The sequence below is a fragment of the Okeania sp. SIO2C9 genome (assembly GCF_010672455.1).
Lineage (GTDB): Bacteria > Cyanobacteriota > Cyanobacteriia > Cyanobacteriales > Microcoleaceae > Okeania.
In genome coordinates this window covers 17,611-35,321 of the sequence record NZ_JAAHGO010000051.1, presented here as the reverse complement: position 1 = coordinate 35,321, position 17,711 = coordinate 17,611, and the positions used below count along the sequence as shown (strand labels likewise).

The following is a 17,711-nucleotide window of genomic DNA, read 5'->3' as shown; positions in this document are numbered from 1 at the left end:
CAGCACCCTGTGAAGCGTCAACCCGCCGAAGAGCTACGGCTCAGTAGGAATCCCCGTGCCTTTAGGCCGGGGAGGATGTCAAAATCTACACACTTTCATGGTTTTGAGAGTTGGGTCACTACACCCTGTTATTATCCCACCCAATGTTCGGACTTGTTCAAGTATTTTCAAATGCTGTTGAGTAATAATTTCTCCAGGCATTAATACTGGAATACCCGGTGGATAGGGACAAATAAGTTCAGCACTGATACAACCTAAAGATTGTTCTATGGGCAAATAATCTTTCTGGGCAAAGAAGGCATCTCTGGGAGATAAAGGAATTGAGGAATCAATTAAATAATTGTCAATTTCTGTCTTAAAGTCAGTGATATGGTTAAATTTATTTCTACAATTTTGCTCTGCTAAATTTACTAGAGCATCTATTAACTGGTTAATATCTGCCTTTATATTTCCCAGAGAAATAATGAATGTCAGACTTTTGAAACTTGGTAACTCACAAGTAACACCTAATTTCTGATGTAAAATTTCATCAGCTTCATACCCGCTCAAACCAATATTAGAGACTTTTACTGTTAATCTGGTTTGGTCAAGAGCAAAAAATCCAGAATTGATATAACTTTCATCAACTTTTCTGCCTTTTATCCAGAAAGGTAATCTTTTCCCCTCATCAGTTGATAAGTCTGAATTTCCTGTTGAGCTAGTCAAGCTTCTTCTTTCTCTATCAAATACAGAAAAATTTGGCAGTTGACTAATTCTATTTCTAGCATCCTTAGCTAATTCTAAAGTCTGACTCATTAGTTCTTGACCAAACAAAGCCATTTGTTGGCGAGCAGCATCAAGAGATGCCAAAAGTAAATAATTTGGACTACTAGACTGTAGCATTTGTAAGGCTTGGCTGAGTCGGTAGGAGTCTATACGCTTACTGCCAAGATGCAACATTGAGGCTTGAGTCATTGCCCCTAATACTTTATGAATGGATTGTACTGTTAAATCTGCTCCACCAACTAATGCTGGAGTTGGTAATTCTGGATGAAAAGCAAAATGTGGGCCGTGAGCTTCATCTACTAATAGGGGAATATTATATTTGTGGACTTCTTGGGCGATCGCTGCAATATCTCCACAGACACCATGATAGGTAGGATAAATTACCATCACTGCTTTGGCATCTGGATGTTTTGCTAAGGTTTGGGCAATAGATTCAGGAGTGACACTCAGAGCAATATCCCAATCTGAGTCATATTCAGGATGGATAAAAATGGGAATTGCTCCAGAAATAATTAGCCCAGAAATTACTGACTGATGAATATTCCGAGGCAAAATAATTTTATCCCCATTGCCACAAGTAGCTAATATTCCAGCGATAATTCCTGTAGTTGAACCGTTGACTAGAAATTTGGTTTGTAATGCTCCAAAAGTTTCTGCTGCTAATTCTTGAGCTTCTTTAATTACACTTTCTGGAGCAAATAAGTTATCCAATTCTGGTAATTCTGGTAAGTCTGCTAGAAATACTTTTTTACCTAATAAGTCATTAAGTGCTTGTGGAATGCCTTTTCCTTGTTTATGTCCTGGTGCGTAGAAAGGAGCATGAGATTTTTGGGTAAGATTTTTGAGAGTTTGAATTATTGGTGCTTTGTTTTGGTCGAGCATTGAGATAAGGAAAAGGAAGGAATAAATTAAGGGAAAAATAATAGATGTAAAACCTATTTAACTAATTTAGTATCTTGACTAATACCAGTTTCAAAAGATACTGCTAGATTAAGTTTTTTTGTAGTTAGGGAAGACCTTGATTTTGCCATATAGAAAAATTAAATAGGGCTTGCTGAATAAATATAAAAGCATTGACTTATATTGATAAGTGCCTTTTTGGGTCTTGAAAAAGTACAAGGTTTTCGTTCTAGGGAACTCAAAAAGCTAGGATTTTGGGTTGACTATCGCAGAAAAATCAAGGGATAATTCTTCCTACTGCCTCCTTTAAATTCCCCATTTCTCCTGTCTCCTGTCTCCTGTCTCCTACCTCAGCAAAAAGACTTTTGAGCGCAAACCCTAAATAAAGAGCAAGGGTTTTATCTACTCCCTACTATCTTTTTTACTGTAACGACCTTTTTTTAATTTGATATAAGATTAAGTTTTTTGAGCAGGAGTCAGAAGAATGGGAAAATTTTGATTTAGCTATAGTAGAAAATTAAATTTGGGAGTAAATTTTCACATCAAAGCCAATTTTAAAAAAAACTTGCAAATGATACTTATCTTAGATTTGAAAATCCTATCTATTAAGTAAATACGCTTCAGTTAAGAATTTTTTGAGCAAATCTGTAATGTGCAAAAGCCGATCTTTACGTTCCCGACCGGATAAATTTTTATCTTATCTGAAGTATCTATCTATAAGTAAGGTTTGCTGAAAAATTTTATGAATGAGGGTAGGAGTCAGAACTTATAACTCAGAATAAATAGGAATTATAAAGGAGCTAGGAGGAAGAATTGTAAGAATTATTTTTCTGCCCTTATCTGCTCAAAATGCTAACTTTTTGAGCTTGAGCAGACCGAAAAGCTTGCACTTTTTTCGCTCGAAAAAGGGTACAGCATTTATATGTAAAGGCTTTGATAGTTAATCAGCCAGTCCTAAGTAGACTAGAGGATGGAAAATAGCTAATTCTATACATAAATTTCTGGCTTTCTTTTTTCTAGCATTCTTTTTGAGCATTGGTATGAATCTCTAGTTTTCATATTCTGGTTTTCTTTTATGTTTATGACATTGGTTGAGTGGTTAGGGAACGAGAACAAATTAAAACCGGAGAAAATTAATTAACTTAAATAGGTTTCCAAAGCCTAAACCAGAAATTTCCGGTCTTATTTAATTTACGTTCCTTAGATAAAATATTTCTTTTAAAGCATTAATCTTGGCTTTTCCAATTCCACACTTTAATTTTGTAATTGGTTCTAAGCTTTTCCAATTTTGGCGTGGAGCTTCAGCAATACGTTCTGTGGCTTTTGTTAATTCAACTTGTTTAAGTTGACTATTTGGCTTTTCTATTAAATATTTAAGTGCTGCTTGAATTTCGTCTTTTGTAGCAGTGGAAAGATTTACTTTTTCTAGTTCGGGTATTGGTTGAGGACTCAGATAAAAAACTTCTTTCAAAGCATTTACTTTAGAAGTTGTAATTCCACACTTTAATTTTGTGATGGGTTGAAAATCTTTCCAATATTGACGTGGTGCTTCATCAATACGATTTGTGGCTACTGCTAGTTTGACTCCTTTAAGTTGACTGTCTGGTTTTTCAATTAAGTATTGAAGTGCTGTTTTAATTTCGTCTCTCGTGGCGGTGGAAAGATTTATTTGTGGTATTTTTTCTCCAGACAAAATTTTGCTAATTTTTTCAGTTTCTTCACTTTTGTCAGCAATAATACACCAAACTTTTTCTAAACCAGCAGCTTCAGCTACGGCAAAAATAAAAGAATTACCAATTACTTGATATCGATCTTCTCCCACTTCTTTAACAATGATAGGTATCCAGTTTCTCCCACCAGTTTCATTCAGAACTTTTGCTGTTGATGTAATTATAAATTCTGGAGTATTTGTTTCACCTCCCAGTTCAATTTCATCCATATATAAATGTATCAACTTACCAATTTTACTTAAATTGCTCATTATAATACTCTTCTCCAACTTTAACAATCATAGATACCCAGTTTTTTCATTAGTTTCATTCAGAACTTTTGCTGTCGATGAAATTATAAATTCAGGATAATTTTTTCCATCTCCGAGTTCAATTTCATCCATATTATAGATATATGAACTTACCAATTTTACTTAAATTGCTCATTGCAGAAAATATTCCTTAACCAAACTCTTATAATATTCACGAGCTATCTTATTTTTATAAACAGCAGGTACACCATCAAAAGCAGAACTTGCTATAGGTGCATAATGACGCAACTCAAATATTTCCATATTTTTTCCTGTTGTATAGCGAGGATAAAAATATGGTGTAAGATTAAACTTATTATTTCGATTATTTTGAGCATATTTAATCAATTGATTAATATGGATTTGAACACGTCTCTTTTGAGCTTCGCTCATGTTTCCCCCATTGAAAAAAATCGGCAAAGCCATAGGTCCGAAATCTTGATTTTTTCTTCTTACTTGTTGAACTTTTGGTATATATTCCTTGATAGTTATAGCTGCATTTTCTAGGGAGGCTAAACATAGATGTTTTACTGGTATTAAAACTACATCTGCTGCATAAACAGCACTTTGACTAAAAATTTGCCAATTAGTAGGAGAATCAATAAATATATAGTCGTAGTAATTTTTTAGTGGCTCTAATTTTTTGCTTAATCGGTCAAAAGTAATTTTTTGTCCAATATCATTCCAATCAGTATCTTTATGTACAGGAATTACATGAAAACCAAATTTTTGTTTGCCTCCTCTAAAGTTAATTAACTGGTTGTAGGGTTTAATTACATCTCTAACATTAATATTTTTATCTATTAAGCAATCAAAAAAAGTAGGTGTACTAGGTTCAATTGGTAGAGAATTTGTCAAGTCTCTTTGATTCGGATCAAAATCAACAACCAAAACTTTTTTGTGATACGGTGGGAGTGATAGGGTGGCTGCGGTATTAACTATAGTTGTAGTTTTTCCTACCCCGCCTTTATCGTTATAAACTGCTACTGTTAATACTTTTCGTGGTTTATCAATTTTTTCTTTAATTAATGTAGCGATATTGATAATATTTTCTGAATTAATTTCCAGACAAACTGTCACCGGATGGATAACTTTTCCATGCTTTCTAAATAATTGGATGTGATTAGCATTGCTAATTATTCCCCACTTCGCCGATCTACAATTTTCTCCTAATAAATACCGTTTTATTTGTTTATAAATCTCTTTATATCCTTTTGAACCAGCAGCTAAATTAATATTCCGAGCTTTCAATTCTACAAGCACATCTGGATTAGTTCTGGTTTGATTAAATATGTCATTTTCTCTATTCTGACGTAGAGCATGATCGACCGCTTGAGTACCAGTTCCTGTAGAAAATTCAGGTACTCTTTCATTTTCTTCAAAACCTAAAAAATTAAATAATTTAGATGCAAAAATATTACTAACTTCCGGTTCACTTGCGTCCTCCGGAAGATTTACCAAAGCATCTACAAGGGCTTGATTTTTCACAGCATCATTCATCTGTCGTTCTTTGTAGTTTAAGTTTAGATATTAGATAATAACAGGAGTTCGCTTTTCTTGAAAACCATATCGCTTCAGCCCATGGATGAAGAGCGTTTCATGTCATGCAGCGTTAACGAATTTATACGTCAGCAAAACGTGGGACTTCACTCACCTGTAGAAAATATCTGATTTTCTCTTGACATTTTCGTTCATAAATTATGCTATTATGTACGGCATAAAAATAAAAAGGTAGGTCGAGCCAAAATGATAATTTACGAGTTTAAAGTCAAAGCTAAACCACAGCAATATAAAGCAATAGATGAGGCTATTAGGACATCTCAGTTTATTCAAAATAAATGCTTGAGATATTGGATGGACAACAAAAAGGTGAGCAAATATGACCTCAATAAACATTGTAAAGTATTGGCTAAAGAGTTTAAATTTGCTAACGAACTCAATTCAATGGCTCGACAATCGGCTGCGGAAAGAGCTTGGTCTTCTATATCTAGATTTTACGATAACTGCAAGAAAAAAGTCAAAGGTAAAAAGGGTTATCCTAAATTTAAAAAACATTGTCGTTCTGTAGAATATAAAACTTCTGGTTGGAAATTGTCATCAAACAGAAAAGCAATTACTTTTTCAGACAAGAAAAATATAGGTACTTTAAAATTGAAAGGTACTTACGATTTAAACTACTATCAACTCAACCAAATAAAACGAGTAAGGTTAGTTAAACGTGCTGATGGTTATTATGCTCAATTTGCTATTCAAATAGATTTAAAAATTGAGTCTCAACCAACAGGAAAAGCAGTAGGTTTAGATGTAGGAATTAAATATTTCTTGGCTGATAGTAATGGCAAGACTATAGAAAACCCTCAGTTTTATAGAAAGTCTGAAAAGCAGTTAAATAGAGCAAATCGTCAAAAATCTAAGAAGTACAAGAAAGGAGCTAAACCGCAGTCAAACAACTACCATAAAGCTAGAAATAGATATGCACGGAAGCATTTGAGAATAAGTAGGCAACGTAAAGAATACGCTAAGAGAGTAGCATATTGCGTAATCCATTCTAACGACTTGGTGGCTTATGAAGACTTAAATGTAAAAGGCATGGTAAGAAATCGAAGACTAGCTAAATCAATCAGTGATGTTGCCTGGTCAACTTTCCGTGGTTGGTTAGAGTATTTTGGTTTTAAGTATGGGAAGGCTACAGTAGCGGTACCACCTAACTATACAAGTCAGAACTGTTCTAACTGTGGGGAAGTTGTCAAAAAGTCTCTATCTGTGAGAACTCATGTTTGCCCTCATTGTGGGTATGAGGCAGATAGAGATGTGAATGCTGCAAGAAACATCCTACAAAAAGCGCTATGTACGGTAGGGCATACCGGAACTTACGCTTGGGGAGACACGCCCTCTGGCTTAGTTGGAGAAATCCTGCTAGGTGATGGCGAGTCGTTGAGCCAAGAATCCCCGTCTCGCGATTAGCGGGGAGTGTCAATTGTGGAATGACCTGAAAAGGAAAGTCCATTTTTTAATTTTGAATTTTGATTAGGACTTAGCTAAGAAATCAAGATTCTTCTTTCCTTCTGCTATCCTAACTAGATAAAGCAGTTGTATGGTAATTCGGATATAAATACAAACTGTAATTTCTTGAACTTTTTACTTTTGATTTTTTACTTTTGACTTAAATTTATGCTCAGAGCTGGAATTGTCGGACTACCCAACGTCGGAAAATCTACCTTATTTAATGCTTTGGTTGCTAATGCTAAAGCGGAAGCTGCTAACTTTCCATTTTGCACAATTGAACCCAATGTTGGTGTGGTGTCGGTGCCAGATGAGCGGTTAAATGTGCTGACTAAAATTTCTAATTCTGCCCAAACTGTTCCTACTAGAATTGAGTTTGTTGATATTGCTGGTTTGGTAAAAGGTGCTAGTAAAGGAGAGGGATTAGGGAATCAATTTTTGTCTAATATTCGAGAGGTTGATGCAATTGTTCAAGTAGTCCGTTGTTTTGATAGTGAGGATATTATTCATGTTTCTGGTTCTGTCGATCCAGTGCGAGATATTGAGGTAATTAATTTAGAGTTGGCTTTGTCGGATTTAGCTCAAGTTGAACGCAGAATTGAACGGACTAAAAAACAAGCTCGTACCAGTAAAGATGCTCAGGCAGAGTTAGAAGTTTTGACAAAATTAGAGGGGATTTTAAATGAAGGTAAGTCGGTGAGAATGGCTGACTTAAATGAAGATGAATCTTTTTTAATTAAGCCTTTAAATCTGTTAACTTCTAAGCCGATAATTTATGCTGCTAATGTATCTGAGGATGATTTAGCTAGTGGAAATGACTGGGTTGAAAAAGTCCGCAATATTGCTGCGGTGGAAAATGCTCAAGTTGTGATAATTTCAGCTCAGGTAGAATCAGAATTAATTGAGTTACCGGAGGAAGAAAGAGCTGATTATTTAGAATCTTTAGGAGTAGAAGAAGGTGGGTTGAAATCTCTAATTAAAGCAACTTATGAATTATTGGGATTGCGCACTTATTTTACTACTGGAGAGAAAGAAACTAAGGCTTGGACAATTCAAGCTGGAATGTTAGCTCCTCAAGCTGCTGGTGTAATTCATACTGATTTTGAACGTGGTTTTATTCGAGCAGAAACAATTTCTTATAATGATTTAGTAGCTACTGGTTCGATGAGTGCTGCTAAAGAAAAGGGTCTGATGAGGAGTGAAGGTAAGGATTATGTTGTGAAGGAAGGAGATGTTTTGCTCTTCCGATTTAATGTTTAGATTTTTATTAATTTAAGGAGAAAAAAAAATGGGTACTGAAGAGATTGTTAGACTGATTGTTCTGTGGTTGATTACTGCTGTTAGTTTATTTATTATTTCTAAGTTGCCTACTGGGGTAGAAATAGATAATTTTAATATTGCGTTAACTTCTTCGGCGATTTTTGGTCTTTTGAATGTAGTTATACGTCCAGTTTTGAATACTTTAGCTCTGCCAGCTAACATACTTGTTCCTGGTTTAGTTACTCTAGTTGTTAATCTTATTATCTTTGGTTTAGCTGCTTGGCTAGTAAGTGGATTTCGACTACGTTGGGGACTTTGGAGTGCGTTAATTGGTTCTTTAGGACTAACTTTTATTAACTCTTTTCTTTATGAGTTACTTAGCAAAGGAATAGCAAGTTAGGCCGCAGTTAAATTATCAACATTTATGGGTAATTTTAGGTTTCTTTAAAATTGATATCTAGTAAATTATCCACTTTTTGTGTAGAGAAGTTGGGAGTAGGGAAATATTAATTGTGTCTACCTTCTCTACCATTAGTTTCATATCTAAGCGTTACCTACGGTGCATCCATTAAACAGAGTTTGAATTCCCCTACAACTATTATCAATTCCATTATTCTGAGTATTACTTTGATTTCTGAGCATTTGAACGAGTTTGATTTTTGATTTTATAGTAAAAACCTAATTATATTAAGCCTAGCTTCTCAAAGTAGAGTTATAATTTTTCTCTGTTTTCCACTTCTTCACTTCATAAATAAAAATAATCTATACAAGCAAGAAAGATTTAGTATAACAAAAACCTAAATTTACAACATTTTCAAAATTTTCAAAGTAGATAAAGTATAAAATTCTCGGGTTTTATACCAATTTAAAAAAAGAATGCTACAAAAAAGTAGACCTTGATTGGATATGCTGAAAAATAGCTAATTCAGTTCATTTTAGATAGTAATTTATATCGTTTCCCCCTTTTTTTCAAAATTTATCCTTTCTTCCTTCTTTTCTCTTCCTTCTTTCTTTCTTCTGCAATTTGTAACAAACATTTATCAAATTGGTATTAGATTAGAACAGATTAAAAGCTTAAAATTTTTCCTTCTTATTTCTTCCTTCTGTTATACTTGTTAAAACAATTCCAATCTAGAAGACTAACTGTTAACTGTTAATTTTTAATTGATTTAATCTCTACTCCCTACTTACAAATATTAAACAATTTTTTCACAGGTACTTATTATTAAACTGACAATTATCATCTTTGATTCAGGGTAGCTTAATAGAGAAGTAGTATTAGAGTCTATATAGTTCATAAAAATATAGTCAAATATGACACATCCTTATTTTGCAGGAGTTACCCTGACTGGGTGAACTACAACACCACGCCAGTTGCTTTAAGTCGGGGGACCCGCCCAACGCACTGGCTCCTCTATCCCATAGTCAAATGCATTTGGGACTGCTTTTCTCATAATGTTCAGAGAACCGTTGACATCAGCATTAATTAATTTTTTGCTGGCGGTACGATACAAGCCTCTTTTTACTCTTTTTCCTGAAAAGGTGACTTGATTTTTCTCACCTTCCTTGTAAACAGGAATCAAATCATTATCTATAAAACTCGCTTTTGAGGTATAAGACTCTTCTGTAATCATTACATCTATTCCTACCATCTTGGCTTTATAAGATAACATTTCAATTAACTTGTTATAGGGAACATATACAAAGTTTTGATTATTTCTTTTCCCTAAATTTATCTTCTGCTTCCACTCTTCATTGTGCCCTATTATCAATGTTCCTATTTTCTGATTAATTAGAGTATTAATAATTAAACGAGATGATTTATGAAGATAATCGTTGATTTTAAATTCTCTTTTATTGCAAAGCTTTTTCAGCCTCTTACTCCATTGATTTTCTTTGAGTTGAGATTGTAAAGAACTCTTAACTTTGTTGTAGTATTGATTGATAGATTTTAACGGTCTGCCATTGATCAAGAGCGGTTTGATTCCGGCTTGATTAAAAGTTAATGTAGCTAAGTTGTTTAATCCTATATCAATACTTGCCCAACGATTTTTCTCTAGCTCGTATTGTTTTTCACATTTCTCATAAATGACCTCAATTATATAATGGTTAAGTCTAGGGACGAGACGAACTTGTTTTATTTGTGAAGTAGGTACTAATGTTTTTAGATAAATTCCTGTTTTACTAGGATTAATAATTCCTTGTTTTAATTGTCTCTTGCTGATGGCTTGTGTGGTATAAACCACAATATTTCTTCCCGTTATTTTATTTTTATATCCAGGAAGACGAGGACGAGATTTAAACTTTGATGGGTTCTTTAGATAAACTTCGTTTGCTGCTAAAAAGCTTTTCGGTGTTTCTATCTAGTATCATCAAGATTTGTTGAGAGACTTTAGCTGGTATTGCTTGATAATCTGATTGAGTAGAGAGTGTTTTTTGCAGGTCGTAATAGTGACGATAATTATTTTCAAATATGAAAGATTGACGAACTAAATAATTGCCATAGTTATAAAGATTTTTCGACAAGAAACATAGTCGGTCAATTTCATCATAAAACCGATGATTTTTTTGAATAATATGTCTCTCAACTAATTTCATAAATCAAGGGGTTAAAATTATATTAGGATTCGATAATTTAGGAATTTTGATGATTATTTAGTCTGGAACTAAGCGTGCCAATTTCATTATACTATTAAACATATTGCCTTGGAGTGATTAAATTTTGTCAAATATAAAGGCGCTCTTTTGCACAAATCAACGAAGATATTTGACATTATTTGACTATATATGACTATATTTACGTATAACTTTTATTATACTCCACCTAAATTAAAACTCCTAAAATGCAACAGGGGTTATTTCAGTTATCAGTACCTCCGCAATAAGGAGGCTACGAAAATACGGAATTCTCTTTTCTCTTTGTCTATTGGATATAGCGAGGTCTCCTCGCCATTCAATCCTACAGGAAGCTCCAAAGATCGACCGCTTTTTATCCCCTTAAAAGAGTAGGGCTAATTCTTTGTCGTCAGAGAATATTTACAACCCTATATTTTGTTTAGATCCTGTGCTTCGCATACTCCCCACACTCCCCACCCCCTCCTTTTTTATCTGGTGACAATAAATTGACCCTGCCTTAAAAGGGAGTCCTTTAGACCACGATTTTTCGGTAAAAGTTTCAGAGTTTTTATATATCCTTAGAGTTTTTACAAATCATTTGGAATTGCTATAGTTGATAAAAAAGGTAATTTCTACAATATAAAATTTCTACAATATTCGGAACTTTTTCTGTAGTGCTATAACAGATATATTGATTATATTTTAATTTTTCATTTCAGGGTTAGTCGTACAAGCTATTAGTAAATTTATCAAAAAATAAATTGTATATGTTTATTAAATTTTCCGGACTATTTTGTTTTTTTAGAGCGCGTTTATCTAGAAAAATAGTATTGTGGATATTTGCCAGTATTTTAGTAATTGAGGCTGTAATTTTAATTCCATCTTATAAGCGTCGGGAAGATGAACTTCTTCGCCAACTAGAAGATGTTTCTGGAGCGATTTTTAATTCTATTGTGCGTTTAACTCAAACCAGTATGAAGTCTAATGGTATGTTTCAGGCAAAAGTCAAAACATTAACGCAAGACTCTGTAGTTTTGGGAGTTACAATTTATGATTCTCAGGGAAAGTTAATAGAAACTATTGGTGAAGCTCCCGATATAGACTTTGATGACCTCAAAAACAAAGATATTTTGCGTGTTAGAAGTCGAGATGGTAAACGATATGATGTGGCATTATCAGCAGATTATTTAGGAATCAATTATACATTAATTGCCCGCCATGATACTTCTAATATCCAGCCAAAGTTATATGCTTTTATTGGCAGAATTGCACTTCTTGTAATTGTCATATCTCTTTTTGTTACTTTGGTGACGATGCTAGTTTTAGGAGTGTGTTTAATTTCTCCAATTTTGAGGTTAAGAGATGATTTAATTGCTGCTGGAGAAGCTTTGAGTAAAAATGGTAATGGGATTAAATTTTATTCTCTTTCTGTTCAACGGCAAGATGAATTAGGAGAGGTAATGGTGGCTTTTAATCAAATGTTTGATCGAGTTTCTAGAGAAATTGAGCAACGTAAGCAAACAGAAAAAGTATTATCTGCTGAACAAAAAAAATCGGAACGATTGTTGTTAAATATTTTGCCTAAACCGATTGCAGAAAAATTAAAGGAAGAACAGGATAATATTGCTGAAAATTTTGCAGAAGTAACTATTTTGTTTGCTGATTTAGTAGGTTTTACTCAGTTATCAGAAAATATTCCTCCTACACAGTTAGTTAATTTACTGAATGAAATATTTTCTTGTTTTGATGAATTGACTGATAAATATTGTTTGGAAAAAATTAAAACTATTGGAGATGCTTATATGGTAGTTGGAGGTTTACCAAATCCAAGACAAGATCATGCTGAAGCCATTGCTGAAATGGCTCTGGATATGCAGCAGGCAATTGTTGATTTTAATCAAAAAAATAATATGCAGCTTAGTATTAGAATTGGCATTAATACTGGTCCTGTTATTGCAGGTGTTATTGGTAGAAAAAAATTTATTTATGACCTTTGGGGTGATGCTGTTAATACTGCAAGTCGGATGGAATCTCACGGTGTACCTAATGCTATTCAAGTAACAGAGAAAACTTCTAATTATTTAAAAGAAAAATATATATTAAATCCCAGGGGAACTATTATGATTAAGGGAAAAGGAAGGATGAATACATATTTTTTAATGGAGAGAAATAATCCTTCGTCAATTTAACAGTATATCCGGCCTTCGCGGAGCTTGATGTCAACCGCATCGTTCAATTTTTTGGCTATGAAAGTCATTTCAGTTATCAGTTATCAGTTATCAGTTATCAGTACCTCTGCAATAAGGAGGCTACGAAAATACGGAATTCTTTTTTCTCTTGGTCGATTGGATATGACTCGGAGACTTCGCCATCCCACCTTACGGGAAGCTCCGAATATCGACCGCTTTTTATTCCCTTAAAAGGGGAGGTTTTAGACCACGATTTTTCAGTAAGGTAGTGGGAGTTGAAGGGTTGGAAGAGAGGTTCAAAAAGTACCTTTTGTTAATATGAATTGAACTATCAGAGCAAACCACAAAAAGCTATTGAGATAGAATATAGCTTATGATAATATTGAAAGTCAAATGATGACTGCTGAAGTGGATAATTAGAAAAAGTTATCTGCTATAAAATTACTAAACTACCAGAGGAAAATAGGATGGAAAATACTGTAAATTGTGTAGAAGCTTGTGTTAATGGATGTGTTTTGGGTGACAAATGCCCTCATAAGCAATATGTAAAAGAAACATCAAAGTTTATTGATGATACTCCCTTAGATAAAATGTTGGAAATAGCTGAAGAAGCAGTGAAGAAGAAAAGAATGGCTCCTCCTAAATGGGTAATTCCTGAGTTTCCTGAGTAAAAATAATATGAAGTTAAAAGCGATAGTGTTCAGCACCTCTGACACGATCGCCAACTTTTTAATTAATTTAATTAATTAATTAATAGACATCTGCTGGAAAATAAATAAATCTTTTAATTAGATAAGCTAAAGAAAAAAAAGTTTACCCTAAAAAATCCTTTTTAGTGCCTTTGCGCGTAAAAAGATCTTACCGAAAAATTCTGGGTATGCGCCTCCCCTTTTAAGGGGATAAAAAAAGAGAATATTTCAGATTTCAAGCCTCTAGCTAAAGCAAGAGGTACTGATAACTGATAACTGATAACTGATAACTGAAATGACCTGTTGCCTTCCGGAGCTGTTGCCTGTTGCCTACTCCTGCAAAAAATCTATATCTTTTTCACACCTAGGTCTAATCAATAATATAATTTAGGCGATCGCTATTTTCTCAGACTAAATCCTCTTTCCTCGTAAATTACTTGAATCAAGTCTTTTCAAGTTATACATAAAAAGGATATAAACGGGTTCAAATCAGTGAGTGATGCACTGTTTTAACCTCGATAAAACTTAAATTTAAACAGACAAGGATTGTAGCTGTTCAAGTAAGCTGGGTGATACATTCAAGTTTACTTAGACCATGTTCAAAGAAATTAAATTCTTTGATTAAAGAGGATTTGGCGATTATTTATATAAGTAGCTTATCATAACCGAATTTAGTATAAATCAACATTTTAAACATTTTAGAGTATAATAAAAAATTAAACTAAAAGATCAAAATTAAATCAAATTCAGAAAATAATTTTCAAATAAAGATTGTTGATGACCGAAACTATTCAAATTCCTGAACAAATAGTAATAGATATTAGTACAATCCTGCAAATACTTGCCATAGCAGTCATAGGAATAGTCGCAGTTATAGGAATTCGCAAACTGCCTGAATTAATAGAGAGGATTATATCTACAGAAATTTCCGAAGCATATAAAATCATCATATCTCCAAATAAATCACTAATTGGAGTAGTAATTGCCATAGCCATATCTGAGATAACTCTTCTGGCTGTTACACCATATTCTCAGGTATATATTATAGAAATTACTCTCAGTTTAATCTTAACTATTACTACTACTTGGTTAGGTTTTCAATTTGCTAAACAATTTTTTGATGTTTATCTAATAGAAGCAGCATTTAGAAGCGGCCGGAAAGCTAATAGTGAGTTATTTATAGTTGGTAAGTTTATTGCTAACTTTATCATTATTGTATTAGGTCTGATAATTTTTGCCCAGACTCACCAAGTGAATGTATTTGGTATTATTGCTAGTCTAGGAGTAGGAGGTGTAGCAGTTGCTTTTGCTGCTCAAAATACTTTAAGTCAATTACTTGGTGGTATCGTACTTTATGTAGATAGACCTTTTGTAGTAGATGATTATATTGGTCTCCCAGATGGTACTTTTGGTAGGGTAGAATCAATTGGTTTACGCTCTACTAAAATCCGTTCTTCTGGTAAAGGTACATTAATTATTATTCCTAATAATTCTCTGACACAGGTAAATATTGAAAACTTTACCGCAGCCAAGAAAGTTATATCTATTCTATACTTAACTTTTTATCGTCAGGTAGATATTGAAGAACAAGCATTAATACGTCAAGTAATCTTAGCAAGTACCAGTGATGTATTTGGCATCGAGCCTCGTAATACTGATATTACCTTTAAAAATTCACAGAATTCTAACTTACAAGATATAACTCAAGCCCAGATTACATTTTTTATCCTGGGTTCTGGTAAAGTATCTATGAATTTACGTCGTCAAATGTTGGATAATGCTAGTCAAAGAATTACTTTGAAACTTAAAGAATATGGTATTGGTTTTGATATTGAGCAACCAAGTATCTATGTTGATTCACCAATTACAGTTTGATTTTCTATGTTTTTCTCAAATATAATTAACAAGGTAAATCAGCTATATATTTTTTTGGAAGGTTCTAGCATTCCTCACTATCTAATTTTTTTGATATTTGCCTTGGGAGCGTTATTGATAGGAAAATATACGCCAGGGATAGTACAACTAACGATTAATAGATTTATGCCGAATTTAGGCAAAGAAATTACTAATAACTTTATTAGTCCACTTACAAAACCTTTCCAAGTTGCAGGAACATTTATATTAATTTCTCTATCCTCAGTTTGGTTGAAAGAGTATAATGCTTTATACAGTTTCTTTAATCCTTTAATAGTTCTTGCGGTAGTTATTGGCATTGCTTGGTTAGCTTCCCGTTTATTTCAGCAGTTACTCAGGATATATGGCATTGAAATTATTCGTAAATCTGGCTTAGAAGCTGATGAATTGCTGTTAGTATTTGAGACAATAGTAAATGTAGCAATCGGATTTATTGCCGCAATAGGTTATGCTCAAAGTCAAAGATTTCCATTGACAGGTTTGTTAGCTGGAGTATCTATTGGTGGTGTAGCTATTAGTTTTGCTGCTTCCAAAACTTTGGAGCAATTATTTGGTACTGTTGTATTATATTTAGACCGTCCTTTTATCCCTGGAGATTATATTCGTTGCTCATTAGGAGAAGGTGAGATGTATGGCAGAGTAGAATCTATTGGTTTGCGCTCTACAAAAATCAGGAAAGCCGCCACGGGTACACTATATATTGTTCCTAATAACCAATTAGCCAATGCAGGAATTGAGAATATTACCCGTGGTAAAAAAGTGATGGTCTTATTATATTTAGACTTTACTAAAAAACTGATAGAACGAGAAAAAGCTCTAGTTCAGCAAGTGGTTAAAAATAGTACAGATTCAGTATTTGGTATTGACCCAGGTAGCACAAAAATAGCAGTATTTGACCATGATACTATCGATCAAAGTCGCGCTAGGGTAACATTCTTTATTTTAGGTTCAAGTGAAAATTCTATTCAGCTAAGAAAGCGACTTTTGGAAGTTGCAAATCAGAGTATTTCTAAGGAATTGAAAAATTTGGGCATAGAATTTTATCTGCAAGAACCAAATATTTATGTTGATTCTCCCATGACTATGTAATTTGGCTAAATTAAACTTAGTGTAATTTCCTATTAAATTTTGTATGAACAATCAACTGACTAAAATTGAACTATTCAAACAAGCAATGAACTTTTCGGCTGGTCATTTCACTATATTTTCCGAGAGTGAACGGGAAAACCTACACGGCCACAGTTTTTCAGTTTATGTCATGTTCGAGGCTGAAGTGACAAATAATGGCATGACCTTTGACTATGGTATTTACAAAGAAATTATCCTTAATATTTGTCAGTTTCTTGATGAAGTTTTTCTACTACCATTAAAAAATCCTTATCTCAAAATAGAAGAATTCGATGAATATATCTATGCTTTGTTCAATGGTGGCAAAGAGAAAATACCATTTCTTAAACGAGATGTAAAGTTACTTCCGGTGCGAAATATTACTGTAGAGGAGCTTTCTCATTGGTTTTTGCAAAAATTACTTGTTTATGTACAAGAAAATCAAGAGCATCTTATTCACACAATAGAAGTTAAAATATTCTCTGGTCCTGGTCAGTCAGGTAGCAGTTTTTGGAGTAAAAAATGAGCAAAAAATATTTGGTTATAACTGGTGGAAGTAGTGGCATAGGATTGGCAATAGCTAAACTATTTCTGGAAAAGGAATTTCAGGTTATTAACCTTTCTAGAAATTTATGTCCGTTGAAAGATGTAGTTAATATTCAGGTAGATTTAGCTGCAAAAGGTTTTGAGGAAAATTTGAACAAAGAGTTACCGCCTCAATTAGAAAATTCTGAAACAGTGATTTTAGTTCACAATGCTGCTCGGTTAGATAAGGATAATGTAGAAAATATTCAAGCCAATAATTTACGAGATATTCTGGAAATTAACGTAGTTGCTCCAACTATATTGAATCAGATAGTTATGCCAAAAATGTCAAAGGGGTCTGCTATTATTTATGTGGGTTCCACTCTATCAGAAAAGGCTGTGCCTGGTGCCTTTAGTTATGTCACTTCTAAACACGCAGCAGTGGGGTTAATGCGAGCCACTTGTCAGGATTTAATAGATCGAGGTATTCATACAGCTTGTGTTTGTCCTGGTTTTACCGATACCCCAATGTTACGAAATCATCTTAATCATGATGAGACAATTATTGAGCAGATAAAAACTATGAATGCTCAAAATCGTTTAATCGAAGCTTCAGAGATTGCACAAACCATTTATTTTGCAGCTACTAACCCAGTTATTAATGGTGCAATAGTCCATGCAAATATGGGGCAAAAAGAGAGATAAAAAGATGGCAGCTACTCA

The 17,711-nt window shown here is 33.6% G+C and carries 14 protein-coding genes; 9 read left to right on the top strand and 5 right to left on the bottom strand.

Annotation, left to right across the window (positions count from 1 at the left end):
* Nucleotides 1-78 precede the first annotated feature (78 nt).
* The 3 genes from F6K23_RS28525 to F6K23_RS28515 all read right to left on the bottom strand — a co-directional run bounded on the left by F6K23_RS28525 (nucleotide 79) and on the right by F6K23_RS28515 (nucleotide 5,185).
* Entirely contained in the window at nucleotides 79-1,647 is a 1,569-nt protein-coding gene (locus F6K23_RS28525; RefSeq protein ID WP_293162050.1) for an aminotransferase class I/II-fold pyridoxal phosphate-dependent enzyme, read from the bottom strand.
* A 1,204-nt stretch (nucleotides 1,648-2,851) separates the two neighbouring features.
* Nucleotides 2,852-3,646: a Rho termination factor gene (locus tag F6K23_RS28520; protein ID WP_293162049.1), complete on the bottom strand. Its 795-nt coding sequence runs from the start codon at nucleotides 3,644-3,646 to the stop codon at nucleotides 2,852-2,854.
* 171 nt (nucleotides 3,647-3,817) lie between these two features.
* Nucleotides 3,818-5,185, bottom strand: a complete 1,368-nt coding sequence (locus F6K23_RS28515) for a ParA family protein (RefSeq protein WP_293162047.1) — start codon at nucleotides 5,183-5,185, stop codon at nucleotides 3,818-3,820.
* 246 nt (nucleotides 5,186-5,431) lie between these two features.
* On the opposite strand from F6K23_RS28515, the gene F6K23_RS28510 reads away from it, so the two are divergent.
* The 3 genes from F6K23_RS28510 (at nucleotide 5,432) to F6K23_RS28500 (ending at nucleotide 8,348) form a co-directional block, all read left to right on the top strand.
* Nucleotides 5,432-6,649 carry a transposase gene (locus tag F6K23_RS28510; protein ID WP_293162045.1) on the top strand — a complete coding sequence of 406 codons (1,218 nt, stop codon included), beginning with the start codon at nucleotides 5,432-5,434 and terminating at the stop codon, nucleotides 6,647-6,649.
* 207 nt (nucleotides 6,650-6,856) lie between these two features.
* Nucleotides 6,857-7,948 (top strand): redox-regulated ATPase YchF, encoded by a 1,092-nt coding sequence (gene ychF / locus F6K23_RS28505; protein ID WP_293162043.1) that lies wholly within the window; start codon nucleotides 6,857-6,859, stop codon nucleotides 7,946-7,948.
* Nucleotides 7,949-7,976: 28 nt separating this feature from the next.
* Nucleotides 7,977-8,348, top strand: coding sequence for a phage holin family protein (locus tag F6K23_RS28500; protein WP_293162041.1), 372 nt, complete (start codon nucleotides 7,977-7,979; stop codon nucleotides 8,346-8,348).
* Nucleotides 8,349-9,327: 979 nt separating this feature from the next.
* Here the strand turns inward: F6K23_RS28500 and F6K23_RS28495 are convergent.
* Together F6K23_RS28495 and F6K23_RS28490 are read right to left on the bottom strand one after the other, a co-directional pair.
* Nucleotides 9,328-10,212, bottom strand: a complete 885-nt coding sequence (locus F6K23_RS28495) for a transposase (RefSeq protein ID WP_293162084.1) — start codon at nucleotides 10,210-10,212, stop codon at nucleotides 9,328-9,330.
* Between the two features lie 34 nt (nucleotides 10,213-10,246).
* Complete coding sequence (locus F6K23_RS28490) at nucleotides 10,247-10,546, bottom strand: transposase (RefSeq protein WP_293162040.1); 300 nt, start codon at nucleotides 10,544-10,546, stop codon at nucleotides 10,247-10,249.
* A gap of 848 nt (nucleotides 10,547-11,394) precedes the next feature.
* Between F6K23_RS28490 and F6K23_RS28485 the strand changes: the two genes are divergently transcribed.
* The 6 genes from F6K23_RS28485 to F6K23_RS28460 all read left to right on the top strand — a co-directional run bounded on the left by F6K23_RS28485 (nucleotide 11,395) and on the right by F6K23_RS28460 (nucleotide 17,693).
* Nucleotides 11,395-12,753: an adenylate/guanylate cyclase domain-containing protein gene (locus F6K23_RS28485; RefSeq protein WP_367267849.1), complete on the top strand. Its 1,359-nt coding sequence runs from the start codon at nucleotides 11,395-11,397 to the stop codon at nucleotides 12,751-12,753.
* Nucleotides 12,754-13,220: 467 nt separating this feature from the next.
* The gene (locus F6K23_RS28480) at nucleotides 13,221-13,424 is read left to right on the top strand and encodes a hypothetical protein (protein WP_293162036.1); all 204 of its coding nucleotides are present in this window, start codon (nucleotides 13,221-13,223) and stop codon (nucleotides 13,422-13,424) included.
* Nucleotides 13,425-14,219: 795 nt separating this feature from the next.
* Complete coding sequence (locus tag F6K23_RS28475; protein ID WP_293162034.1) at nucleotides 14,220-15,317, top strand: mechanosensitive ion channel family protein; 1,098 nt, start codon at nucleotides 14,220-14,222, stop codon at nucleotides 15,315-15,317.
* A 54-nt stretch (nucleotides 15,318-15,371) separates the two neighbouring features.
* Nucleotides 15,372-16,445, top strand: a complete 1,074-nt coding sequence (locus F6K23_RS28470) for a mechanosensitive ion channel family protein (RefSeq protein WP_367267848.1) — start codon at nucleotides 15,372-15,374, stop codon at nucleotides 16,443-16,445.
* A gap of 43 nt (nucleotides 16,446-16,488) precedes the next feature.
* On the top strand, nucleotides 16,489-16,989 hold the full coding sequence (locus F6K23_RS28465) for a 6-carboxytetrahydropterin synthase (RefSeq protein ID WP_293162030.1): 501 nt from the start codon (nucleotides 16,489-16,491) through the stop codon (nucleotides 16,987-16,989).
* Complete coding sequence (locus F6K23_RS28460) at nucleotides 16,986-17,693, top strand: SDR family oxidoreductase (protein ID WP_293162028.1); 708 nt, start codon at nucleotides 16,986-16,988, stop codon at nucleotides 17,691-17,693. The genes F6K23_RS28465 and F6K23_RS28460 overlap by 4 nt, the downstream gene beginning before the upstream one ends.
* Nucleotides 17,694-17,711: the final 18 nt, after the last annotated feature.